Source organism: Tsuneonella dongtanensis, assembly GCF_001698205.1.
In the GTDB taxonomy this organism is placed as follows: Bacteria; Pseudomonadota; Alphaproteobacteria; order Sphingomonadales; family Sphingomonadaceae; genus Tsuneonella; species Tsuneonella dongtanensis.
In genome coordinates this window covers 2,509,613-2,533,211 of sequence record NZ_CP016591.1, presented here as the reverse complement: position 1 = coordinate 2,533,211, position 23,599 = coordinate 2,509,613, and the positions used below count along the sequence as shown (strand labels likewise).

Genomic DNA, 23,599 nt, shown 5'->3' with positions numbered 1-23,599 from the left:
CAGACATGGGCGCCGTCGTCTACGACGGCAAAACGCGATTCAAGGTCCGCTCCCCCCGTGCCGACGCATTGTTCCTGTGCCTGTTCCAGGGGAACGGCGAGGAGCAGCGCGTCCCGATGGAGCGGGATCCGGACGGTGTGCATTGGGTCGTCGAGATGGCGGAAGACCTCGCCGGCAGGCCGTATGGCTATCGCGCCCGCGGCGAGTGGAACCCGGACGAGGCGCTGTGGTTCGACGAAGCAAAGCTCCTCGTCGACCCGCACGCGACCCAGCTCGACCGGCGCTTTACTGCCGACAAGGCGCTCACCGAACTTGGCGCGGAGACCGCCCACCTCGTGCCGCGCGCGATCGTCATGCGCGAGTACGAGGCGTTCCCGAAGAAAGCGCCACAGTTTTTCCGCGGCGGACTGGTCTACGAGCTCAACGTCCGCGCATTCACCATGCGCCATCCCGACGTCCCCGACGACGTGCGTGGCACGGTGGCGGCACTAGGACATCCGGCGGTTGTTGCGCACCTCAAGAAAATCGGCGTCACCGCGGTCGAATTGATGCCGATCGTCGCGTGGATGAACGAGCCGCACCTGGGTCCGCTCGGGCTCGTCAACGCATGGGGCTACAATCCGATCGCGATGATGGCGCTCGATCCCGGCGTCTGTCCCGGAGGAGTGCGCGAACTGGCGCGCACGGTGGAGACCTTGCACGGCGCGGGCATCGGCGTGTTCCTCGACCTCGTGCTCAACCACACCGGCGAGGGAGATGCGGGCGGCAATATCGTGTCGCTGCGCGGCCTCGACGACAGCGCCTATGCCCGAACCGAAGACGGGGCGCTGCTCAACGACAGCGGCTGCGGCAACACGGTCGATTTCGGGCAGGACTGGATCCGCGAACTTGCGCTCGACACCATGCGCCACTTCGTCGCGCGGTGCGGAATCGATGGGTTCCGCTTCGATCTGGCGCCCATCATGGCCCGATCGCCGGGATTCGATCCGAATGCGCCGATCTTTGCCGCGATCGCCGAGGACGAGTGGTTGCAGGACCGGATCATGATCGCCGAGCCGTGGGACATCGGGCCGGGCGGCTACCAGGTCGGCCAGTTTCCTTCGAACTGGATCGAATGGAACGACCGCTTCCGCGACGACGTGCGCGAATACTGGAACCACGGCGGCGGCCACGGCGCGATGGCCCACCGCATGGCCGGTTCGGAGGACCTGTTCGGCAAGGACTGCCGCAGCGTGAACTTCGTCGCCGCGCACGACGGCTTCACGCTAGCCGACAGCGTCATGTACAACGATCGCCACAACGAGGCGAACGGCGAAGACAACCGCGACGGCCATTCGGCCAATTACAGCAACAACCATGGCGCCGAGGGCCCGACCGACGATCCCGCCATCATCGAGGCGCGCGGCGCGACGATGCGGGCGATGCTGGGGAGCCTGTTCGCCTCTGCCGGCACGATCATGCTCACCGCCGGCGACGAGTTCGGGCGAACGCAGCAGGGCAACAACAACGCCTATTGCCAGGACAACGAAATAGGCTGGATCGACTGGGCGAACCGCGACATCGATCTCGAGAATTACGTGGCGGCGCTGTCGCGCAGGCGCGGCGACCGGTTCGCGCGCTTCCCGAACGGCGGCCAATGGCTGCGGCTCGATGGGGAACCCATGGACGAAGGCGCGTGGGATTTCCCCGGGACGCCGGGATTTGCCTATCGCCCGCCCGACGGCGCGATGCACCCCGGCTTCGTCATCGACCGCCACCAGCGCAGAGTGACGATCGGCTGATCAGCCCGCCGGCTTCGGCTCCCGGTCGTAGACCAGCCTGAATCCCACGTTGCTGGTCCCAAGGCCCGTATCCCGTCCCTGGCGCGAGGCCGGGCGGTACCGCTGGCAGTAATTCGGCGCGCAGAGGTAGCTTCCGCCTTTGACCGTCCGCGACGGGAAACCGGGGTTCATCGGGTCATAGGCGTCGGCTTCGCTCGGGCCTCTCGGGTTGTCGGTTGCGCTCGGGTCATGGCCGGGGCGAAAGAAGTCCGAGGTCATTTCCCAGACGTTGCCGACCATATCATAGAGGCCGTTCGCGTTCGGCTTGTAACAGCCGACCGGTGAGACCCCCTTGAAGCCGTCGGTCTCCTCGTTCTGGACCGGAAACACGCCTTGCCAGCTGTTGGCTTCGACCGGCTGGATGTTCTTCGAAGCCTTGCCGGCGGATGCCGCAAATTCCCACTCGGCCTCTGTCGGCAAGCGCCCGCCGCGCCATTCGGCGTAGGCGACCATGTCGTCCCAGGCGAGATGGACGACCGGCTGGTTGGGCACGGCGTCCGCACCATCGGGACCGTAGGGTTTCTTCCAGTTCGCCCCGGGCACATACTTCCACCAGTCGGTGTAGCGGCGGCTGGGGGTGTCGGGAGCAGTGAATACCGCCGAGCCGGGCTGCAGCATCTCGGGCGGAATCTGGTCGACCGGCACCGCGAACAGCGACGGGTCGACCGGCTTTTCGGCCACCGTGAGATACCCTGTCGCTTCGACGAATTCGGCGAACTGGCGATTGGTCACTTCGTGCGGGTCGATCCAGAAGCCGGCGACCGTGGTTTGCCGCACCGGGCCTTCCTCGGCGTAGACGTCTTCCTCGCCCATCGCGAACGTTCCGCCCTCGAGCCGGACGGGCGTGTCGGCAATCGCAGCGCAGGTCCGCGCGACGACGGCGGTTTTGCCTCCACCGTCCGCGTTCGAGCAAGCGGCCAGCATGGCGATTGCGGCGATGCCGGCAAAACCCGTCAGGTACTTGGCAGTCACGTACTTCCTCTCCCGTCTCGAGGCGGTTTGCGCCATGGTTCGGTGGGCGGCAAGGGTTGCACTGCGGTAATAGTTCTTTGTGCGCGAATACCCTTCGCATAGGTGCGGGGGAAAGCTACCGGTCGGCCCGCAACCGCCCGCACGAGAGGACCACGGAAACATCATGAACGGCGCGCAGAGCCTCGTATCCACGCTTGTCGGCCACGGGGTCGACGTATGCTTCGCCAATCCAGGAACCTCGGAAATGCACTTTCTCGCCGCGCTCGGCGACCCGCGCATGCGCGGGGTGCTGTGCCTGTTCGAGGGCGTGTGCACGGGGGCCGCGGACGGGTATTACCGCATGGCGGACAAACCCGCCGCGACGCTGCTGCATCTCGGGCCCGGCCTCGCCAATGGCCTCGCCAACATCCACAATGCCCGCCGCGCCTCGTCGGGCATGGTCAACGTCGTCGGGGAACACGCGACCAAGCATCTCAAGTACGATGCGCCGCTCACGAGCGACATAGAGGGCCTTGCAAGGCCGCTGTCGCACTGGGTGCGGCGCGGCGGGAGCGCGGAGACGATCGCGTGGGACACCGCGGCGGCGGTCGCCAAGGCAAGCGAGCATCCCGGCCAGATCGCCACGCTGATCCTTCCGGGCGATACCGCATGGCAGGATGCGGGAGCCGCAGTCGCGCCTCCCCCGGCGCCACGCACGCGCAAGGCACCTGACCCGGAAAGGATCGCCCAGGTCGCGAAGGTCCTCCGCTCGGGTGAGCCGACGATGCTCATCCTCGCTAACAAGGCGTGCCGGGTGGAACCGCTCGAACTCGCCGGGAAGGTCTCGGCGGGAACCGGTTGCCGGCTCGCGAGCCAGTTCTTCACCAATCGCATCGAGCGCGGGGCAGGGCGCGTGCCGCTTGAGCGCATCCCGTATTCGGTCGCCCCCGCGCTCAAGTTCCTTCAGGGCACGCGGCATATCGTGACCCTGGAAACGAAGGAGCCTGTGGCGTTCTTCAGCTATCCGGGCCTGCCGAGCCTGCTCAAGGAGCCGGGCACGCAGGTCCATGCGTTGAGCGAACCGGACGAGGACAGCACGCTGGCGCTGCAGATGCTGATCGACGAGCTCGGGCTCGGCAACGCACAGGCCGCCTATCAGCCACCCGCGGAAGCCGTCATGCCGTCCGGCAAGCTGGACCCGATCAGCATCGCCCATGCGCTCTGCGCGGGCATTCCCGAAAACGGCATCGTGATCGACGAAAGCCTTACGAGCGGTCGCGAATCGATGAGCTACACGCTCGGCGCGCGGCCGCACGACATGATCAACAACCTCGGGGGCTCGATCGGATACTCGCCGCCGGTGGCGACCGGAGCGGCGCTCGCCTGCCCGGATCGGCGGACCATCTGTCTCGTCGGCGATGGCAGCGCCATGTACACGATCCAGGCGCTGTGGACGCAGGCACGCGAGCAGCTCCCGGTGACGACGGTCGTGTTCGCCAACAACACCTACAACATCCTCAAGGCCGAGTATTCGAACATGGGCGCGGGCGATGCGCCGAGCGAAGCGGCGCTGACCATGATCGATATCGACCGGCCGACGATCGACTGGCTGTCGATGGGCAAGGCGATGGGCGTTCCCGGCGTGCAGGTCGACACGGCGGAGGGGCTCGCGAAGGCGCTGCTCGACGCGAACGGCGAGGCGGGGCCGCGACTGATCGAGGTAAAGCTCTACTGATGGACCCCGCAGCGCTCGATGCCGCCGACCCTTTGCGGTGCTTCCGCGAGCGGTTTGCGCTCCCTGAGGGGAAGATGTATCTCGACGGCAATTCGCTCGGTTGCCTGCCACGGGAGACCCCCCAGAAGCTCGCCAATTTGGTTGATCGGGAGTGGGGCGAGAACCTTATCGGTTCGTGGAACGATGCGGGGTGGGTTAGCGCTCCCGAGCGCGTAGGGGCGAAAATCGCGCGTTTGGTCGGTGCGGCAGATGGTGAGGTGGTCGCTTGCGATTCCACCTCGGTCAACGTGTTCAAGGCGCTTTGCGCCGCATTGTCCGTCAATCAAGGCCGCTCGACTATACTATCCGAGCGCGGCAATTTCCCGACCGACGTCTACATGATGCAGGGCCTCGAAACGCTGACGGGCGGGCGTGTGAGGTCGAGACTTGTCGATCCCGAGGAAGTGATCGGGGCGATCGACGAGGATACCGCGGCCATCCTGCTGACGCAGGTGCATTATCGTACGGGCCGTATCCGCGACATGGCGACGACGACAGCGGCTGCGCACGCGAAAGGCGCACTGGCGATTTGGGACCTCAGCCACAGCGCAGGCGCGATCCCGGTGGACCTCAATGCCGCGCGCGCCGACTTCGCGGTCGGCTGCGGTTACAAGTTCCTCAACGGCGGACCGGGCGCGCCCGGATACATCTTCGTGGCCGAGCGTCACCAGGCCGATGCCATCCCTGCGCTCTCGGGCTGGTTCGGGCACGCCCGACCGTTCGATTTCGAGGATCGATACGAGCCGGCCCCGGGCATCACGCGCTTTCTCGCCGGTACTCCCCCAATCCTGGGTCTCGCCGCGCTCGAAGTCGGCGTCGACTTGATGCTCGAGGCCGACATGGCCGAAGTCCGGGCGAAGTCCATTGCGATGGGATCGCTCTTTACCGCGTTGATGGAGCCCCTGTGCGCGGCCCACGGCTTTGCCTTGGCAAGCCCCTCCGACCCGAATCAGCGGGGAAGCCAGGTCTCCTACAGCCATCCGAATGCCTACCCGATAGTCCAGGCGCTGATCGCGCGCGGAGTCGTCGGCGACTTTCGCGCACCTGACGTACTGCGCTTCGGACTGACCCCCCTCTACACCTCGTTCGCCGAGATTGCTTCGGCAGTGGACATCCTGCGCGCGGTGATGGACGAAGGCGCGTGGGACCGATCCGAATTCCACGAACGGTCGGCAGTGACCTGAGGGAGTGCCCCGGATGCAGCATATCGAATGGAGCGTGACCGGGCATGGCGGACTGTCGCTCCACGCCCAAGGCTGGCTGCCCGAGCAAAGCCCCCGCGATGTGATCGTGATCTCGCACGGCTATGCCGAGCACGGCGGGCGCTACGGCAACCTCGTTGAGCGGCTCGTGCCGCAGGGCTACGCGCTCTACGCGATCGATCATCGCGGGCACGGCAGGTCGCAAGGGACGCGGGCACTGGTCGACCGGATGGCGTGGGTGATCGAGGACTTGCACCGGTTCGTCGGCGAGGTGCGCGCAAGACATGACGGGCAACGGGTCAAGCTGCTGGGGCATTCGATGGGTGGCAACGTCGCCTTCGGCTACGCGCTGCGCTGGCCCGAGGACCTGTCGGGCCTCGTGCTGTCGGGTCCGCTGATCGGCGGGAGCGTGCCCGCCGTCCAGCGCTGGGTGCTGTCGCTCCTTTCGGCGGTTGCGCCGAACACCGGCATGATCGCCCTGCCGCCCGAGGCCGTGAGCCGCGACCCGGCGGTGGTACGGGCTTACATCGACGATCCGCTGGTCACGACCGGCAAGGTCGCCGCGCGCACCGCGCACGAGATGTTCACCTCGGTCGCCGGGTACCGCGAGCGCGCGCCCGCAATGAAGGTGCCGGTCCTCGTCCAGCACGGCGAGGCCGATGCGCTTGTCCCGTTGAAGGGCGTCCGGCCCGTCGTCGACACCATCGGTGCCGCCGACAAGACCGTGATCACTTATCCCGGGCTGTACCACGAGATCTACAACGAGCCCGAGAAGGATGCCGTGATCGCGGTTCTTTCCCGCTGGCTCGAGGCGCACCCCGCTAGCGGTTGAGCCGTCCTTCGATCAGCGTGTCGACCACCGAAGGGTCGGCCAGCGTCGAGGTGTCTCCCATCGATCCCAGCTCGTTCTCGGCGATCTTGCGCAGGATCCGGCGCATGATCTTCCCCGAGCGGGTCTTGGGCAGCGACGCAGTGAAGTGCAGGTGATCCGGTGAGGCGATCGGCCCGATCTCCGTGCGAACCTGCTGGCGCAGCTCTGCGGTGAGCGCGTCCGACGGCTCCTCCCCTTCCATCAGCGTCACATAGCAATAGATGCCCTGACCCTTGATATCGTGCGGAAACCCGACGACCGCGGCTTCGGCGACCTTGTCGTGCAGCACCAGCGCGCTTTCGACTTCGGCGGTCCCCATGCGGTGGCCGCTCACGTTGATCACGTCGTCGACCCTGCCGGTGATCCAGTAGTACCCGTCCGCATCGCGGCGGCAGCCGTCGCCGGTGAAGTACTTGCCTGTGTAGGTGCTGAAATAGGTCTGCACGAACCGGTCGTGGTCGCCATAGACGGTGCGTGCCTGCCCGGGCCACGAACGCACGATGCATAGGTTGCCGCTTGCAGCGCCTTCGAGCACCGCGCCGTCGCTTTCGACGAGCTGCGGGACGACGCCGAAGAACGGCTTGCCCGCGCTGCCCGGCTTCATGTCGTGCGCGCCGGGGAGCGTGGTGATCATCACCCCGCCGGTTTCCGTCTGCCACCAGGTATCGACGATCGGGAGGTGGCCCTTGCCGACGGTTGTCTCGTACCAGCGCCACGCCTCTGGGTTGATTGGCTCGCCCACGGTGCCGAGCAGCCGAAGGGAGGACAGGTCGTGCTTTTCGACCGGTTCGGCCCCTTCGCGCATCAGTGCGCGAATGGCCGTCGGCGCGGTGTAGAAGATGTTGACCTTGTGCTTGGCGACGGTTGCCCAGAAGCGGTCGTGGCCGGGCCAGTTGGGTACGCCTTCGAACATGAGCGCGGTCGCGCCGTTCTGAAGCGGCCCGTAGACGACATAACTGTGCCCCGTGACCCAGCCGATATCGGCGGTGCACCAGAACACTTCGCCCGGACGGTAATCGAACACGTAACGGAACGTCGTCTCGGTCCACACGGCATAGCCGCCGGTGGTGTGGAGCACGCCCTTGGGCTTTCCGGTCGATCCGCTGGTGTAGAGGATGAACAGCGGGTCCTCTGCGGCCATCGGCTCACACGGGCACTCAGACGGCACGCCTTGCGAAACTTCATCGTACCAGTGATCGCGGCCCTCGGTCATCGCGACCGCGCCGCCGGTATGGCGGACGACGAGCACTGCCTTGACCGGAACCTTGGCCAGCGCCGCATCGACATTGGCCTTGAGCGGGATCGTCTTGCCGCCGCGCCAGCCCTCGTCCGCGCAGATCACCCAGTCGCTGGCGCAGTCCTCGATCCGTCCGGCGATCGCCTCGGGGCTGAAGCCGCCGAAGATGACCGAGTGCACCGCGCCGATGCGCGCGCAGGCGAGCATCGCGAATGCGCCTTCGGGCACCATCGGCATGTAGATCGTCACGCGGTCACCCCTGGCGACACCCATTTTCTTGAGCGTGCCCGCCATGCGGATGACCTCGGCCTGGAGTTCGGCGTAGGTGATCCGACGCACGGCCCCGGCGGGATCGTCGGGTTCGAAGATCAGCGCGACGCGATTCCCATGGCCGGCGGCGACATGACGGTCGACCGCGTTGTGGCAGATGTTGAGCTTGCCGTCGGCGAACCATTCGATCGCGACCGGGTCGAAGCTCCAGTCACCGGCCCGGGTCGGCTTCTCGATCCAGTCGAGCCGCTCCGCCTGCTCGAGCCAGAAGCCGTCGCTGTCTTCCAAGCTGCGGGCATACATGGCCTCGTACTGCTCGGCGGTGCAGTTTGTGCCTTGTGCGGCAGCGGCGGGACGACGCACCCATTCGTGATCGTGGTGCGCGGCTTCTTCGGTCATGCGTGTCTCCTCAACCCGCAGAGTCTAGCGCCTCATTCGGTCAAGGTGAACGCGTTGCGTTCTCCATCGTTCGATAGCGCGACTTGCGCGCCCAGCGGATCGCGTTCGACCATCGTCGCAAGGGTGGCCGGGTCGTCGCTGCGGCCGATGAACCGGCGGCCATCCGGCAGCCTGCCGATGGCAACGGCGTAGTCCGGAGCGTCGCGGGTGTGCTGGATCGTGTACGTTTCGATCGTGCCCACACCCGCCGCAAGCTCGGCCAGCGGCGGCGGGGAGGGCGGTGCGTAGTCGAGCGCGGCCCACAGCCTCTCGCGGGGCGGAGCCGGGTCCGTCGAGAGCACCAGCGCGGCATACTTGGACTGGAATCCGCCCAGCGCGCCGAGGAGCCCGTACGCGCCGGGCGCGGCGCGCAACCGCTCGACCATCGTCGCGATGGCATAGCCGGAGTAGCCGTTGCCCGGGCCTCCGAAGAACGGGAGCCCACCCGTCACCGTCAGGCCGCGAGGATCGGTGGCCGACAGCCCGAGGTGGTCGATCGCGGTGGCGAACACGGCGGCCGGAAAGCAGCTGTAGAAATCGAGGTGCTCGATCTCGGCGAGCGACTTGCCAGATGCCGCCAGCGCCGCGTCGAGCACGGCTTCGGCCCCAGGAAAACGCGAGAGGTCGGCGCGCTCGAGCGGCTCCGGGTCGACCACTTTTGCCGCGCCATGGATATGAATCCAGCGGCTTTCGTCGATACCCGCTTCGCGCGCTGCCTTGACCGACATGACCAGGGTGGCCGCACCCAGGTTGACCTGGTCGCGCGAGATGACTTTCCGGGGATAGGGATCGGCGATCAGGCGGTTCGATGCGGTGATCTCGGCCAACTCAGCGGCGCTCGCTGCAGACCCGAACGTGCTGGCGAAGGGGTTCGTCGCGGCGACCTGGCTGAAAGGGGCGAACAGTTCACCCATTTCGAGCCGGTAGGCGTCGCGGGATAGCCCGATGCGGGCCCGGCGGGCGTTCTCTATCAGGCCATAGGCGAGCGCAGGCGAGTGGATGCCGTGCGCGATCGAGCGACGCGAGAGGAGCGGGCCGTCTTCCGAGCCTTTCCACTCGACCTCGCGCTCATCGTGCTCGGCCCAGTCGCGTAGCTCGCCGCGGGCGAGGATGGCGCGGATCGTCGAGGTCGCCTCCGCGCCGACCACCACGCCAGCGGAGACCTCGCCACGCTGGATTTGCTCGGCCAGATCGACAACCGCAGTCGCCGGAGATTGCCCGCCGATCGGCTCCAGTGTCGCGTGGCCAGGGGCTACGCCGAGCCGGCGGGCGACGGCGAGGGGGAACTTGTCGGGCTTGCCGAACGGGGCGGGGGCGCCGCGCGAATCCTCGAACGTGCGGACCGCGCAGACCGCATCGATCATTGGCTTGAGGTCGACCGCCGCCCCGGCGTCGGCGAAAGCGAGCTCGGCCGCCCAGGCGGCGAGGTCGGCGGGGCTGCGCTCGGCATATCCAGGCTCGCCGATCCGCTCGACGACCTGGCCCACGCCGACGATCACGGGTGCGAAATCGTCGTTCATGCCGCCTTGGCCTGCCGCGAAAGGCGACACGAAGTATACACCAAAACGGGGGGCCGACCGGCGACGCGTTCGGCGCGCGATTTCCATGTCGCCGGTGCCTGGTCGAGCGAACGCTTCATGCCGATCGAAATGGCATATCCCGGGCCTTGTAGGAAAGCGATACCGTTACCCCGCGTTCGAGGCGATGGCGGGCAGATCGAGATATCGGCCGATCAGCCGAACCCGCCCGCCTTGGCCCTTTCGCGAAGGTAGTCGCTCACGGGCAGGCCGTGCTTTTCCAGCCCGGAGACCACAGTGTCGAGCCCGATCGTCTGGGCCCAGAACATCGGCCCGCCGGTATAGAGCGGCCAGCCGTAGCCGTTGATCCAGACGACATCGATGTCGCTTGCGCGCTGGGCCATCTTCTCGTCGAGGATCTTCGCGCCCTCGTTGACCATCGGGTAGAGCAGGCGCTCGCGGATCTCGTCCTTGCCGATCTCGCGCTGGGGCTTGCCTTCCTTCGCGGCGAATTCCGCGATGATCGCCTTGGTCTCTTCGGACGGGGTGCGGTTGCGCGCCTCGTCGTAGTCGTAATAGCCCTTGCCCGCCTTCTGCCCGAAACGGCCCTTGGCGCAAAGCGCGTCGCGGATCGTCTCGATCTTCGTCGGGTCGCGGTGCCAACCGATGTCCGTACCGGCCAGGTCGCCCATCTGGAACGGGCCCATCGGGAAGCCGAATTCAAGCAGGACGTCGTCGATGTCCCAGTAGTTCGCGCCTTCCATGATCAGCGCCTGCGCCTGCTGCTGGCGCGGGCTGAGCATGCGGTTGCCGATGAAGCCGGGGCACACGCCCGAGACCGCGGCGACCTTGCCGATCTTCTTGGCCAGCGCCATCGAGGTGGCGAGCACGTCGTCGCGGGTCTTTTCGCCCCGGACGATCTCGAGCAGCTTCATGACGTTGGCGGGCGAGAAGAAGTGCAGGCCGAGCACGTAACCGGGCCGCTTGGTCGCGGTCGCGATCTCGTCGACGTTGAGGTAGCTGGTGTTCGAGGCGAGGATCGCGCCCTGCTTTACCACTTCGTCGAGCTTGGCGAAGACCTGCTTCTTGACGTCCATGTTCTCGTAGACCGCCTCGATCACGAGGTCGCAGTCGGCGAGATCCTCGTAGGCGAGCGTGCCTGTCAGCAGCCCCATCGCGCCTTCGACCTGTTCGGCGGTCATGCGCCCGCGCTTGGCGGTGTTCTCGTAGTTCTTGCGGATCGTGCCGGTGCCCCGGTCGAGCGCGTCCTGCTGCATTTCGAGGATCGTCACCGGGATGCCGGCGGACAGGAAATTCATCGAGATGCCGCCGCCCATGGTGCCCGCGCCGATGACGCCGACCTTCTTGATCGGGATCAGCGGGGTATCGGCGGGCACGTCGTCGATCTTATTCGCGGCGCGCTCGGCGAAGAAGTAGTGGCGCATGGCGGCGCTCTGGGTGCCGGTCATGAGCTTCATGAAAAGCTCGCGTTCCTTCTTCACGCCCTCGGCAAAGGGCAGCTCGCCCGCCGCCTTGACGGCCTCGATCCCGGCGTTGGGTGCGTCGAATCCGCGGATCTTGCGCGCCTGCTTGTGGCGGAACTCGTCGAAGATGGCAGGATTCTTGACCCCGTCCTGGTTCGCGGTGCCTTCGCTGGCGCGGGGGACCGGCTGGCCGATCTTGCTGCGCGCGAAAGCGACCGCGTCCGCCTCGAGACTGTCTTCGCCGATCAATGCATCGACCAGGCCGATCGCCTGTGCCTTCTTCGCCGAAATTGGATCGCCCCCGACGACGATCGGCAGCGCGGCTTCGGCCCCGACCAGGCGAGGCAGGCGCTGGGTGCCCGCGGCTCCCGGGATCAGGCCGAGCTTGACTTCGGGCAGACCCAGCTTCGCGCTGGGTACGGCGACGCGGTAGTGGCACGCGAGCGCGACTTCGCACCCGCCGCCGAGCGCGGTGCCGTGGATCGCCGCGACCACCGGCTTGTCGCTTGCCTCCATCGCGTCGAGGACTTCGCCCAGGCCCGGGCCTTGCGGCGGCTTGCCGAATTCGGTGATGTCCGCCCCGGCGAAGAAGGTGCGCCCGTCGCAGCGGATGACCATCGCCTTGACTGCGTCGTCGGCGAGACCTGCCTCGATCTCACGCTTGAGGCCGGCGCGCACCGCCTGGCCCAGCGCATTGACGGGCGGGTTGTTCGACACGACGACGAGCACGTCGCCGTCGCGATGGGAGCTGATGGGGTCGGTCATTGGTCTCTCCTCAGGCGCGGCTGTCTGACAGCGCGGAATAGATCAGGGTCTTGAGCTGGCGGCGTACCGGATAGGCGCTCGACGGGTATACCTGCGTCATGAAGACCATCGTGATTGCCTCGACCGGGTCCACGAAGAACGCCGTCGAGTAGGCGCCGCCCCAGTAGAACTCGCCCTTGCTGGCGGGGATCAGCGTCTTCGCGGGATCGATCACGGTCGCAAAACCGAGGCCGAAGCCGACGCCGGCGTTCTGGCTTTCGGAAAACAGGCTTTGCGAAAGCTGGGTCAGGTCCTGGCCGCCGGGCAGGTGGTTGGCGGTCATCAGCGCAAGCGTCTTGGGACTGACGATCCGCGCGCCGTCGTGCTCGCCGCCCTTGACCAGCATGGTCACGAAGCGCTGGTAGTCCGCGGCAGTGGAGACCAGCCCGCCGCCTCCGCTGTCGAACTTGCCGGGCTCCGCCAGCCTGCTGGTCTTGCCCGCGTCGATCAGCCGCGCGGCCTTTCCGGGGACGTACTGATAGGCGTCGACCAGGCGGTCCGATTGCCCCTTGGCAACGCCGAACGCCGTGTCGGTCATACCCAGCGGATCGAAGATGTGCTGCTTGAAATAGTCGCCGAGCCGCATGCCGCTGATCCGTTCGACCGCGACGCCGAGCACGTCGGTCGACACTGAGTAGTTCCATCGTTCGCCCGGAGAGAATTCCAGCGGCAGCCGGGACAGCCGGGTGATGAATTCGTCGGAATCGAGGTGCGAGCGGGCGAAATCGAAATTGCTCTCGCGGTAGGCCGCATCGACGTTGGTGCGGTTCTGCAGGCCGTAGGTGAGCCCCGACATGTGCGTCATCAGATCGACGAATCGCATGGGGCCTGCCGCCTTACCCGGGTGGAAGGGCACGGGGCCGCTGCCACCGCCCGCGAAGATCGACAGGTTGGCGAATTCTGGGAAAACCTTGGTCACCGGTTCCTCGAGCGCAACCTTGCACTGCTCCACCAGCTGCATGAAGGCGATCGAAGTGACCGGCTTGGTCATGCTCGCGATGCGGTAGAGCGCGTCTTCCCTGACTTCCTCGCGGCCCTCGCCCATCGTGCCCGCATGCATCGAGTAGACCGGCTTGCCATCGCGGGCGACGATCAGTTGCGCCATCGGCAAACGGCCGCCGTCGACATAGGCTTCGCGCAGGAACGGCTCGATTCTCGCGAGTCGCTCCGGGTCGAAGCCGAGTGCGGCGGATTGTGTGGTATCGAGCATAGCGCGATTCTCTCCGATAGTCGCCGGTATGGTCTATCTCCGCCATACCCGGGTTTCCGCGAACGGCAACCGTCAACGTAGCGCAGTCTCCATACCAATACCACGAAAGTCCTCTTGCGTGGAGTGGCCGTTGGCCTAGACTGGCCTCGAAAATCAGATCGGGAAGAGGACTGACATGGGAGAAGCGAACCTGGCCGAGGCGATCGGCTGGACGCCGCCGGCGGGCTGGCCGGCGATGACGCGCGACGAAGCGCGTGCGCGGCTGACGGCGCCGGGCGAGCGTTTCGAAATGGAAACCGTGGACATCCGGGGCATTCCGACGCGCGTATGGAAGAACGCTCCGCCCAACTTGCGCGCGCTTATGATGGTCGCGCGGACGCATGGCGAGCGTGAGGCCTTCATTTACGAGGACGAACGGGTCACGTTTGCGGCTTTTCATCGCGCGGTGGCAAAGCTCGCGCACGAGCTGCGCGAGCGCGGAATCGGCAAGGGCGACCGGGTCGCGCTTGCCATGCGCAACCTGCCCGAATGGCCGGTGTCGTTCTTCGCCTGCGTCACGATCGGGGCCATCTGCGTGCCGCTCAATGCGTGGTGGACCGGCCACGAGCTGGCTTATGGGCTGGCCGATTCGGGGACCAGGATCCTCATCTGCGACGACGAGCGGTGGGAGCGGATTGCGCCGCACCTTGGCGACATACCCTCGCTTCGACACGCGCTCGTCTCGCGAGCCGCGGGCGAGCTCCCGGCACCGGCCGAACATCTCGAAAGCGTGATCGGCGCGCCGATGACCTGGGCGGGCCTTCCCGATGCGGAGATACCGGCCGAAGACATCGCCCCGGACGACGACGCGACGATCTTCTACACCAGCGGCACGACCGGCAAGCCCAAGGGCGCGCTCGGCACGCACCGCAACCTCGTCACCAACATCTTCTCCAGCGGTTACGGCGCTTCGGTCGCCGCGCTGCGCCGGGGCGATGAGCCGCCGCAGCCGGTGCACAAGACGACGCTGACCGTCATCCCGCTGTTCCATGTCACTGCCTGTTCGGCGGGCCTCATGGGGCTGGTCGCGGCGGGCAACACCGCGATATTCATGCGCCGCTGGGACCCGGTGAAGGCGTTCGAGATCATCGAGCGTGAGAAGGTCAACGCGACCGGCGGCGTGCCGACGATCGCGTGGCAGCTGATCGAGCATCCCGACCGCGACAAGTACGACCTCTCGAGCCTCGAGGCGATCGCCTATGGCGGCGCCCCCTCGGCCCCCGAGCTCGTGCGCAAGATCCGCGAGATCTTCGGCGCGCTGCCGGGCAACGGCTGGGGCATGACCGAGACGATGGCCACGGTCACCGGCATATCGAGCGAAGATTATCTCAACCGGCCGACGAGCTGCGGACCGCCCGTCGCCGTCGCCGACCTCAAGATCATGAGCGAGGACGGCGAGCGCGAGTTGCCGGTGGGCGAAGTCGGCGAGCTCTACGCGTGCGGCCCGATGGTGGTGAAAGGCTACTGGAACAAGCCCGAGGCGACCGCCGAAACCTTCATCGACGGATGGGTGCGCACCGGCGACCTCGCGCGCCTGGACGACGAGGGATACTGCTACATCGTCGACCGGGCCAAGGACATGATCCTGCGCGGGGGCGAGAACATCTACTCTTCCGAAGTGGAGAACGTGCTCTACGACCATCCCGCGGTGACCGATGCCGCGCTGATCGGCATTCCCCATCCGACGCTCGGCGAGGAACCCGCAGCCGTCGTCCACCTCGCCCCCGGATCGCACGCCAGCGAGGCCGAGCTCCAGGCATGGGTTGCGGAACGCCTTGCCAAGTTCAAGGTGCCGGTGCGCATCCTTTTCACCGAGGATACCCTGCCGCGCAATGCCAACGGAAAGATACTCAAGAAGGATTTGAAAGGCCTGTTCGACAATCCGGTCGCTGCGGGTTAGTCAGCGGCGATGAGCGGGGCAAGGGCATCGAAATCGGGCGAGACGGCGCGCTTCGGACGGCGCCGCGAGGACGTTATCCATGCCGCCTCCGCGCTGATCAACGAACTGGGCGTGAAGGGTACGACCTTCGCCGAACTCGCCCGCTCGGTCGGGCTCAATGCGACCAGCATCACCTACTACTTCGACCGCAAGGACAAGCTCGTCGTCGCGGTCTTCGCCTCCACGCTCGACTGGCTCGAAGACGCCGCGCGACAGGCCGCCGCCAGATCGACGCCGGAGGAGCGCCTGCGCGCGTTCATCGGGTCCCATGTCGATCTGCGCCGGCGTATCCGGCTGGGCGAGAAGGGCCTGATCACCTCGTTGAGCGAAATCCGCACGCTCGACGAGGATGCGCAGGAGCCCCTGCTCCAACAATACGGCCGCGTGGTCGACCATGTGCGATCGTTCTTCGGGAAGGGCCGTTCGGGAGAGCGCCGGGCGCTCGACACTGCTCGTGCTCACATCCTGCTTGAAGCGATGTTCTGGTGGCCCGTCTGGTCGCTGCGTTATTCGGTCCGCGATTTCGAACGGCTGGAAGAGCGGATATTCGATATCCTTGCCAAAGGGCTTGCCGCCAAGCCGGGCGAGTGGGAGCCGCTGCCGCTCGATAACCACGCATGGCGCAGCCGCGAGGACGGCGAGAACGAGATGGCCGACGCCTTCCTTCGTTCCGCGACCGTGATGATCAACCAGCGCGGTTACCGCGGCGCTTCGGTCAACCGGATCGCTGCCGCGCTGAATGTGACCAAGGGCAGCTTCTACCACCACCACAGCGCCAAGGACGATCTCGTCTACGAGTGCTTCGAGAAGAGCTACGACCGGCTGTCGGCCGCCCAGATCGCGGCGCGCAATGCGGACGGCGCGGGCTGGACCCAGGTCGCCAGCGCGCTGGCCGAGCTGATCGACCTGCAATTCCGCGATCCGATGCCCCTGCTGCGCACCGCCGCCTTGTCGGCCCTGGCAAGCGATGAAAGGGGCAGCGTGGTCGTCCGTTCGAACCGGCTGGCCAACCGCTTCGCCGGGATGATCGCCGACGGGATCGCGGACGGGAGTGTGCGCGCGGTGGACCCGATGGTCGCGAGTCAGATCATCATGCCCGCGCTCAATGGCGCCTACGAGGCGCGTGGCTGGGCTGCGCGTCAGCCCGACGCGGCGAGTGCCGTGCGGCTCTATGCGTGGACCCTTGCCGCGGGGGTCTTTGCCGACCCTCCGGATATTTCCTGACCAGACGAGAAAGGGGCCGGACGGTTTCCCGCCCGGCCCCGAGGCATCTCTTGGATTGCGAGCCTAGAACTGCTTGCGCAGTCCGATCTTGAAATTGCGCCCAAGCGGATTGGCCGTGAATGGATCGTAGTTGTAATCGAGCCGGGCGAAACCGGGGTCCTTGTCGGCCAGATTGTAGACCGACAGCAGCAGGTCGGTCTGGAGCGGCAATCCGATACGCGCGGTGAAGTCGATCGTCGTGAAGCTGGGAATTTTGTATCCCGTCGCCGTCGTCGCCTGCCGCTGATCGATGTAACCTTGGATGTAGTTGAGCGTCAGGCGGGCGTTGTGCCGGCCCCAGCCGAGTTCGGCGTACGAGGTCACCTTCCATTCGGGCAGAGGGTAGGCCGTGGTCTGGAAGTTCAGCTTGCCGACCGCTGAAAAGCCCGGCTGAATCAGGGTCGTGCCGATGAAGAAGTCGTTCGTCTTGTAATCAAGGGCATAACTCGCCGTGACTCCCGCCCCGTAGGACCCTTCGGCGCCGAATTCACCCTTGTAGTTTGCAAGGAAGTCAATGCCTGACGTCGTCAATCCCGGGCCGTTGCGATAGAGCGTGTTGATCGCGGTGACTTCGCCCAGCGTACGAGCGACCCCGCCGCAACCACCGCTGGCCGGACCGCCGGAGAAAAAGAAGCGGTCGGCAAGCGGGTTGGCGCAGTTCGCGGCCGATGTCGACGGCGCACTGGAACCGAGAGTTGTGTTGAACACCGAGTTCAGTAACCCGGCTACCGGTTCCGAAATGATGTCGTCGTCGAAGTCATATCGCCAATAATCGACGCTGGCGTTGAAACCGCCGAAGTTCACGATCACGCCGCCGCCATAGCTTGTTGCGCTTTCGGGGATCAGGTCCGGATTGTCGGCAACGCGGACCGCGCGGAAAGAGCCGCCCACGAATTGCAGGGACGTGACAAAATCGTTCGCAGTAAGGATATTCGACGGGGGGGCGCGGAAGGTGGTTTGATAGGTTCCGCGCAAAGCCAGCCAATCGGTGACCTGAAAACGCAGGCTGGCTTTTGGATCAAAGGTCGAGCCCACGTTGCCACTGTAGTCCTCGAACCGAGCCGCCAACTGGATGTCGACCCGGTCGCCGATCGGAATCTGCAGTTCCGCAAACACCGCCTTGGCATCCTGGCTGCTGTTGTTGTTCGTATTCGACCCCAGGAAACCCAGAAGCCCGACGCGGTTCGTGCAGTTTGTCACCCCGAAATCGAGCGAGGCGATGCAGGGATAGTCGGTGAGGTTGTTGAAAGGACCGTATTCTGCGTTGAATTTGGTCTTCCGGTACTGAACACCCAGCGCGAAGCCGACATTCGATCCGCCGCCGATATTGAAGCCCGTATCGCCGCTGACCACGGCGTCGGCTACGAAAAGCTGGTTTTCCGTAACGCTCCTTCCACGCTTGCTCAGCCAGTCGAAGAGAGCCGGAGAGTTGGCAAGCGCCGCGTTGTAGCTCGGATTGGTCTGCCCGGTGATCGGGTTGGACTGTATGCCGTTCGAAAACGGGTTGAAATATACGCACGCGCCGGTGCCGGGAGTGCCGGTAACCGGGTTGCAGCCTTCTCCGCCCAGTCCGCGGAGCGCGAGTTGCAGACGATCGACCAGGGTGTCGTAACCACGGATATCGCGCATGTAGTAATGGTACACCCCGTTCAACGCCCAGTTCACCGACGGAGAAAACTCCCCCTTCAGACCGGCGCTGAAGCGGATCGAATCGCTGTAACGGAATGTGGGTGTGGCCCCTTCCAATCCATTGGTATTGAATCGCGGATCGCCGCCAAGCAAAGCGATGCGGAACGCGCCCGCCGCTACGAGCGCGCTGTTTGCTCCGAGCGGAAACTGGTCCGGATTTGCTGCGCGATAAGCAATGAGGCCCGGATTGGTGGGCGGAATGAAAAACTGGCTACCAATCGGATTGGCCTGGGGACTGGGCTGGTTGAGCAAGAGATATGCCGGCGAGGTGTTCGAAAGAACGTTCGTATGCCCGTACAGTGCCGACGCTTCGAACGTGACGGTGTCCGTCAGGTCGATTTCGGTTTCGATGTAGGCCTGATATTTGTCCTCATTCTCGACCAGGAGGTCGAACAGGGTGTACTGGGCAGCACACCGATCGGCCAACGCGGTCGTCGTCGGAGCACCGCCCCGGACCGGAACCCCTCCAAGGACCTCGCACCCGCGATCGATCTGAAACCCGCCGCGCAGGCCGGCACCTGGCCCGAAGAAAAACGGCAGGAACGCGCTGGGATTGCCACCTTGCGTGAAGCCACCCGCGGGATTTTCGGCATAGGGTCGAATAGCAAAGTCGCGATCGATCGCGGCCAACGGCGAACGGTGCTGGTAACCGAACGACGCGAGCACGCGAAGTCCATCCTGGCTGTGTCCATATGTCGCCGAAGCGGTCCAGTCTCCATCCGACCCCTCAATGAAGCGGTAGTCGCCGCTAAGTACGAGGCCTTCAAGATTCTTGTTGGTAATGAAGTTGACCACACCGCCGATCGCGTCCGAACCGTAGGTGGCGGCGGCACCATCCTTGAGAACCTCGACCCGCCCGATCGCGGCGGCGGGGAGCAGGTTTACGTCCACCGCCGGGATTCCGATCGGAGCCGATGCCAGTCGCCCGCCGTTGAGGAGCACAAGGGTGCGCGCAGGCCCCAGGCCGCGCAGGTTGACGGTCGCAACGCCTTCGGAACCCTGCGAACGCGAATCGAACTGGTTCGAATCGCCGATGACACCGCTCGACCCGGGCAAGTTCTTGATGAGGTCCAGCGCAGTCGGGGTACCCTGATTGATCAGTTCTTCCTGCGAGATCACGTCGACCGGCAGCGCCGCGTCTTCCGCGGATCCGCGGATCAGCGACCCGGTGACTACGATCTGCCGTTCCTCGGCCCCGGCATCGGCGGCATCCTGCGCCCATGAGGCCGTCCCCATCATGCCCGCGCTAAGCGCGAGGCAGGCACACGTGTGGCGTAGTGCGATCTTGGTCATTGGTTCCTCTCCCATGCGAACGGTGTCGTTTTTAAGCCGTCTTGCGGCGGATACCCGTTTCTCGAAATTCAATTACGGTGGAGCCTTCATGTCAACAACAATCGCAATCATCCGTAGGGATTTCGCCGATTCTTCGATCGCTGTCGACAAGCGGCAACGGCAAACCCTGTTACACAAGTCCGCCATCGTGCCCGCGCGGTTCGCGCACGCCCACGAGCATCGTCACCAGCGCGGCCAGTAGCGCGGCCAGGATGATCGCGAACAGCGGCCCGAACCCGGCGGCGGCCACCAGCAGGCCCGCGAGGACCGGCCCGACGGATGCGACGGCACCTTCCGCAGTGGTGAGGAATGCCAGCCGCATCGGAATGTCCTCGTGCGCCCCGAATTCGAGCACCATGGTCGTGGCTGCGAGCATCCAGCCCGATGCTCCGGCGCCCAGCAGCACGAACGCCAAATAGAACAGCGGCGCGCTCGTCCCGGCGAAGATCAGCAGGCCCACCCCAGAGATCGTCGAAGCCAGCGCCAGCAGGAACACGATGCGGAAGCCTAAGCGGTCGCCCATCGGCCCCCACCACAGGTTCGACAATGTGTCGGCCCCCAGGAATGCCAGACTGAGGCCGCCGATCAGCGCGCCACTGAGGCCGAGGCGCTGGCCGGCATACACGGTCCAGAACGGCCCGCCGATGCGGATGGAAGTCGCCAGTGCCTGCGCGATGATGAAGCGCGTGAAATCGCGATGCTCGAACAGCTGCGGTATCTGGCCGAGCCGTTCACGCAGCGACACGACCGGCCGCGAGGCGGGGGCGGGGGGCTCGCGGATCAGCCATTGCAGGGCGACGAGGCCGAAACTGGTCAGCACGAACGCCAGCAGGAAGGTGGTCGAATACCCGTTGCCCAGGACTTCGCCTTCGATGAACCAATGCCCGGCTACCCAGGCCAGCACGGCGGCGATCAGCCCGCCCGCCAGATTGCGATAGCCCTGCAGGCGCCCGCGACGCGCTATCGGGATGACCTTGGCCATCAGCATCTGGAAGGCCACCCGCTGCGCCCCGCTGAAGAACCCGAGCACGAGGAACAGCGCGAGCGTGACGAACACCAGAACCTGCCCGGTCAGGAACCACCCGGCGAGCGCAAGCCCGAGGATGGCAAGGCGCATCAGCGAGCCCACGCCGACCGAGTAGCGCAGGATGTGGCTGCGGTGTTCGATCCGCGCGCCCGAGAGGATCGGCGAGATGGTCGAACCGAGCTGGAGAAGCGCGGTGCCGAGCCCGACCGCGGCGGGGCTGCCGGTGATCGCGAGGAGGTAGGCGGGGATGATCGTCGGCGCGTAGATCAGCCGGAACCCGGTCATCCCCAGGACGCCGTGGATGAAGCTGGCCGCGTAATTGCGCGACAGGTTCGTCTCGACGAATTGCGCGTGCTCGGCAAAGGGATCGGCGGCCCCGCCCTCGTCGGCGAGGGCGAGGCCGTATTCCTCGATTTCGTCCCCGGGCGGGGTCAGTAGCCCGCCAGCGCCGCGAAGCGGTTCTTGAGGTAGGTGGTCGATCCCCAGCTCGCCTCGAGCACGCGCGCGCGCTTGAGGTAGAAGCCGACGTCGTATTCGTCGGTCATGCCGATACCACCGTGGAGCTGGATGCCCTCCCGGCTGATGATGTGGAGCACGCGGTTGGCCTCGGCCTTGGCGACGCAGGCGGCGTGCGGAACGCCGAATCCGCTATCGAGGGCCTCGAGACCGCTTTCGACCGCCGAACGCATCATCGCGAGGTCGGCGAAGAGGTCCGCCATCCGGTGCTGCAGCGCCTGGAAGCTGGCGAGCACCTGGTTGAACTGGACGCGCTGCTTCAGGTAGTCGAGCGTCACGTCGAACACCTGCTGCGCCATGCCAAGCATCTCTGCCGCGGTGAGGATGCGCGCCCGGTCGAGGACCTTGTCGAGGAGGTCGTCGCCGCCGTTCGCCAGCTTGTCCGCCGCCGCGCCGTCGAAGGTGACGTTCGCGTGGCTGCGCTGGTCGGTCAGCTTGCGGTCGCTGAGCGACACGCCGTCGCCCTTTTCGACGAGGTAGAGCCCGTCTGCCGCGCTGACCACGAAGAGCGAAGCGCCGTGCGCCTCGTGCACGAAGGCCTTGGTGCCGCTGAGCTTGCCGCCCGAGACGCTGGCCTCGGTTTTGCCCCCGTGATGTGCGCCCTCATCGACTGCCAGCGTGCCGACGACTTCGCCGCTCGCCAGCTTGGGCAGCCATTTCGCCTTCTGCTCGTCCGATCCGCCCAGCACGATCGCGCTGGCCGCGACGGTGCTGGCAACGATGGGGCTCGCGGTCAGCGTCTTGCCGAGTTCCTCGATCACGAGGCCGGCGCTCATCCAGCCGAAATCGCTGCCGCCGTGCTCTTCGGGAATGACGATCCCGGTCCAGCCCATCTGCGCCATCGTCTGCCAGACATCGGGCTGGAAGCCTTCGGCCGGCTTGTCGGCGCGGTACTTGCGGAAGGCGGTGACCGGGCTTTCGTTGGTCGCCCAGTCGCGCGCCATGTCGCGCAGCATTTCCTGTTCTTCGTTGAGAATGGCCATTGTCCTGCGCTCCCTTCTTACTGGTGGTCCAGCATGCCGAGCACGCGCTTGGCGATGATGTTGTTCTGGATTTCGGTGCTGCCGCCGTAGATCGTGAATGCCTTGCCGAAGAGCCACGCGCGCACACCCGCGAGTTCGCTTTCGGAGAAGCCTTCGCCTTCCCAGCCCAGGCCTTGCAGGCCCATGATCTCGATCGCGAGCTCGGAGCGTTCCTGGCCGAGCTTGGTACCCAGCTTCTTGAGCACCGAGCTGATCTCGCTGACGCCGCCGGCCGCCTTGCTCTCCTCGACCGCGCGGCGCGCGGTGAGCAGGAACGCCTGCCAGCGGATCTCGAAATCGGCGACCTTGTCGCGCAGCACCTTGTCGGCGATCTCACCGTTGGCATCGAACTCGGCGTACTTCTTCGCCACTTCGGACATGGCGGCGCCCATCGCGCGACCGCCGCCGCCTGCGCCCGAGATATTGGTGCGTTCGTGCTGGAGCAGGCGCTTGCCGATCGTCCAGCCCTGGCCTTCCTTCCCGACCAGGTTCTCCTTGGGCACCTTCACATCGGTGAAGAACGTCTCGCAGAAGGGGCTGAGGCCGCTGATCATCTGGATCGGACGGACCTCGACGCCGGGGCTGTCCATGTCGATCAGCATGAAGCTGATGCCGTTGTGCTTGTCGGACTTGTCGGTGCGGACGATGGCGAAGCACTTGTCCGCCCACTGGCCGCCGCTGGTCCAGGTCTTCTGGCCGTTGACGAGGTAGTGATCACCCTTGTCCTCGGCGAAGGTCTGCAGGTTGGCGAGGTCCGACCCGGCGTTGGGCTCGGAATAACCCTGGCACCAGCGAATCTCGCCCTTGGCGATCGCCGGGATGTGCTCGCGCTTCTGCTCCTCGCTGCCGGATTCGAGCAGGGTGGGGCCGAACATCATCACGCCCATGCCGCCGATGGGGTTGTAGGCACCGGCCTTGCCCATCTCTTCCTGCAGGATGCGCGCCTGTTTCTTGCTGAGGCCGCCGCCGCCGTATTCCTTCGGCCAGGTGGGCACGCCCCAGCCTTTTTCGCCCATCGCCTCGCGCCACGCCTTCTGCTGCGCGTCTTCCTGCGTGGGGCCCTCGACGCTGGCGAGCGCGTTGCCCTTGCCCTTGAGTTCGGGCGGGAAATTCTTGGCGAGGAAATCACGCACTTCCTCGCGGAATGCCTCGTCGGTGTCGGCTCTCGGTTCGGCCAGGGTCGCCATTTCGTCT

At 65.8% G+C, this 23,599-nt stretch carries 16 protein-coding genes and 1 pseudogene; 7 read left to right on the top strand and 10 right to left on the bottom strand.

Going from position 1 to position 23,599, the window contains the following annotated elements:
* Nucleotides 1-5 precede the first annotated feature (5 nt).
* Nucleotides 6-1,781: a glycogen debranching protein GlgX gene (glgX, locus tag A6F68_RS12375; protein ID WP_067680622.1), complete on the top strand. Its 1,776-nt coding sequence runs from the start codon at nucleotides 6-8 to the stop codon at nucleotides 1,779-1,781.
* Here the strand turns inward: glgX and A6F68_RS12370 are convergent, their stop codons facing one another.
* Nucleotides 1,782-2,792, bottom strand: coding sequence for a formylglycine-generating enzyme family protein (locus tag A6F68_RS12370; protein ID WP_232308142.1), 1,011 nt, complete (start codon nucleotides 2,790-2,792; stop codon nucleotides 1,782-1,784).
* 163 nt (nucleotides 2,793-2,955) lie between these two features.
* On the opposite strand from A6F68_RS12370, the gene A6F68_RS12365 reads away from it, so the two are divergent.
* Genes A6F68_RS12365 through A6F68_RS12355 form a run of 3 tightly spaced genes read left to right on the top strand, consistent with a single transcriptional unit; the run spans nucleotide 2,956 to nucleotide 6,579 of the window.
* Complete coding sequence (locus A6F68_RS12365) at nucleotides 2,956-4,506, top strand: acetolactate synthase large subunit (protein WP_067680614.1); 1,551 nt, start codon at nucleotides 2,956-2,958, stop codon at nucleotides 4,504-4,506.
* A complete protein-coding gene (gene kynU / locus A6F68_RS12360) occupies nucleotides 4,506-5,729 on the top strand; it encodes a kynureninase (protein ID WP_067680611.1) in 1,224 nt (407 codons plus the stop codon). The genes A6F68_RS12365 and kynU overlap by 1 nt, the downstream gene beginning before the upstream one ends.
* 13 nt (nucleotides 5,730-5,742) lie before the next feature.
* Nucleotides 5,743-6,579, top strand: a complete 837-nt coding sequence (locus A6F68_RS12355; RefSeq protein ID WP_067680608.1) for an alpha/beta hydrolase — start codon at nucleotides 5,743-5,745, stop codon at nucleotides 6,577-6,579.
* On the opposite strand, the gene acs is transcribed toward A6F68_RS12355, so the two are convergent.
* From acs to A6F68_RS12335, 4 genes are all read right to left on the bottom strand, one after another.
* The gene (acs, locus tag A6F68_RS12350) at nucleotides 6,569-8,524 is read right to left on the bottom strand and encodes an acetate--CoA ligase (protein ID WP_067680604.1); all 1,956 of its coding nucleotides are present in this window, start codon (nucleotides 8,522-8,524) and stop codon (nucleotides 6,569-6,571) included. The genes A6F68_RS12355 and acs overlap by 11 nt on opposite strands.
* A gap of 32 nt (nucleotides 8,525-8,556) precedes the next feature.
* Complete coding sequence (locus A6F68_RS12345; RefSeq protein ID WP_067680600.1) at nucleotides 8,557-10,083, bottom strand: hypothetical protein; 1,527 nt, start codon at nucleotides 10,081-10,083, stop codon at nucleotides 8,557-8,559.
* 212 nt (nucleotides 10,084-10,295) lie between these two features.
* A complete protein-coding gene (locus tag A6F68_RS12340) occupies nucleotides 10,296-12,329 on the bottom strand; it encodes a 3-hydroxyacyl-CoA dehydrogenase NAD-binding domain-containing protein (RefSeq protein WP_067680597.1) in 2,034 nt (677 codons plus the stop codon).
* A 10-nt stretch (nucleotides 12,330-12,339) separates the two neighbouring features.
* Nucleotides 12,340-13,578 carry a serine hydrolase domain-containing protein gene (locus A6F68_RS12335; protein ID WP_067680594.1) on the bottom strand — a complete coding sequence of 413 codons (1,239 nt, stop codon included), beginning with the start codon at nucleotides 13,576-13,578 and terminating at the stop codon, nucleotides 12,340-12,342.
* Between the two features lie 175 nt (nucleotides 13,579-13,753).
* Between A6F68_RS12335 and A6F68_RS12330 the strand changes: the two genes are divergently transcribed.
* Both A6F68_RS12330 and A6F68_RS12325 read left to right on the top strand, forming a co-directional pair.
* Nucleotides 13,754-15,517, top strand: coding sequence for a class I adenylate-forming enzyme family protein (locus A6F68_RS12330; RefSeq protein WP_067680591.1), 1,764 nt, complete (start codon nucleotides 13,754-13,756; stop codon nucleotides 15,515-15,517).
* Between the two features lie 9 nt (nucleotides 15,518-15,526).
* Entirely contained in the window at nucleotides 15,527-16,780 is a 1,254-nt protein-coding gene (locus tag A6F68_RS12325; protein ID WP_067680588.1) for a TetR/AcrR family transcriptional regulator, read from the top strand.
* 63 nt (nucleotides 16,781-16,843) lie between these two features.
* Here A6F68_RS12325 and A6F68_RS12320 read toward each other — a convergent pair whose 3' ends face one another.
* The 3 genes and pseudogenes from A6F68_RS12320 to A6F68_RS12315 all read right to left on the bottom strand — a co-directional run bounded on the left by A6F68_RS12320 (nucleotide 16,844) and on the right by A6F68_RS12315 (nucleotide 21,152).
* Nucleotides 16,844-19,174, bottom strand: coding sequence for a TonB-dependent receptor domain-containing protein (locus tag A6F68_RS12320; RefSeq protein WP_232308141.1), 2,331 nt, complete (start codon nucleotides 19,172-19,174; stop codon nucleotides 16,844-16,846).
* 186 nt (nucleotides 19,175-19,360) lie between these two features.
* Nucleotides 19,361-19,744, bottom strand: a pseudogene (locus A6F68_RS15465) (TonB-dependent receptor plug domain-containing protein); the annotation flags it as partial.
* A gap of 226 nt (nucleotides 19,745-19,970) precedes the next feature.
* Complete coding sequence (locus tag A6F68_RS12315) at nucleotides 19,971-21,152, bottom strand: MFS transporter (RefSeq protein ID WP_084001815.1); 1,182 nt, start codon at nucleotides 21,150-21,152, stop codon at nucleotides 19,971-19,973.
* A 12-nt stretch (nucleotides 21,153-21,164) separates the two neighbouring features.
* Between A6F68_RS12315 and A6F68_RS15065 the strand changes: the two genes are divergently transcribed.
* A complete protein-coding gene (locus A6F68_RS15065) occupies nucleotides 21,165-21,305 on the top strand; it encodes a hypothetical protein (RefSeq protein WP_157096732.1) in 141 nt (46 codons plus the stop codon).
* Here the strand turns inward: A6F68_RS15065 and A6F68_RS12310 are convergent.
* Complete coding sequence (locus A6F68_RS12310; RefSeq protein WP_067680579.1) at nucleotides 21,299-22,366, bottom strand: acyl-CoA dehydrogenase family protein; 1,068 nt, start codon at nucleotides 22,364-22,366, stop codon at nucleotides 21,299-21,301. The genes A6F68_RS15065 and A6F68_RS12310 overlap by 7 nt on opposite strands.
* Before the next feature lie 17 nt (nucleotides 22,367-22,383).
* A complete protein-coding gene (locus tag A6F68_RS12305) occupies nucleotides 22,384-23,592 on the bottom strand; it encodes an acyl-CoA dehydrogenase family protein (protein ID WP_067680573.1) in 1,209 nt (402 codons plus the stop codon).
* Nucleotides 23,593-23,599 lie beyond the last annotated feature (7 nt).

Excerpts from the sequence above, each read along its gene's own strand:
- glgX (WP_067680622.1), top strand. The coding sequence starts at position 6 with ATGGGCGCCGTCGTCTACGACGGCAAAACGCGATTCAAGGTCCGCTCC.
- A6F68_RS12365 (WP_067680614.1), top strand. The coding sequence starts at position 2,956 with ATGAACGGCGCGCAGAGCCTCGTATCCACGCTTGTCGGCCACGGGGTC.
- kynU (WP_067680611.1), top strand. The coding sequence starts at position 4,506 with ATGGACCCCGCAGCGCTCGATGCCGCCGACCCTTTGCGGTGCTTCCGC.
- A6F68_RS12355 (WP_067680608.1), top strand. The coding sequence starts at position 5,743 with ATGCAGCATATCGAATGGAGCGTGACCGGGCATGGCGGACTGTCGCTC.
- acs (WP_067680604.1), bottom strand. The coding sequence starts at position 8,524 with ATGACCGAAGAAGCCGCGCACCACGATCACGAATGGGTGCGTCGTCCC.
- A6F68_RS12345 (WP_067680600.1), bottom strand. The coding sequence starts at position 10,083 with ATGAACGACGATTTCGCACCCGTGATCGTCGGCGTGGGCCAGGTCGTC.
- A6F68_RS12340 (WP_067680597.1), bottom strand. The coding sequence starts at position 12,329 with ATGACCGACCCCATCAGCTCCCATCGCGACGGCGACGTGCTCGTCGTC.
- A6F68_RS12335 (WP_067680594.1), bottom strand. The coding sequence starts at position 13,578 with ATGCTCGATACCACACAATCCGCCGCACTCGGCTTCGACCCGGAGCGA.
- A6F68_RS12330 (WP_067680591.1), top strand. The coding sequence starts at position 13,754 with ATGGGAGAAGCGAACCTGGCCGAGGCGATCGGCTGGACGCCGCCGGCG.
- A6F68_RS12325 (WP_067680588.1), top strand. The coding sequence starts at position 15,527 with ATGAGCGGGGCAAGGGCATCGAAATCGGGCGAGACGGCGCGCTTCGGA.
- A6F68_RS12315 (WP_084001815.1), bottom strand. The coding sequence starts at position 21,152 with ATGACCGGGTTCCGGCTGATCTACGCGCCGACGATCATCCCCGCCTAC.
- A6F68_RS12310 (WP_067680579.1), bottom strand. The coding sequence starts at position 22,366 with ATGGCCATTCTCAACGAAGAACAGGAAATGCTGCGCGACATGGCGCGC.
- A6F68_RS12305 (WP_067680573.1), bottom strand. The coding sequence starts at position 23,592 with ATGGCGACCCTGGCCGAACCGAGAGCCGACACCGACGAGGCATTCCGC.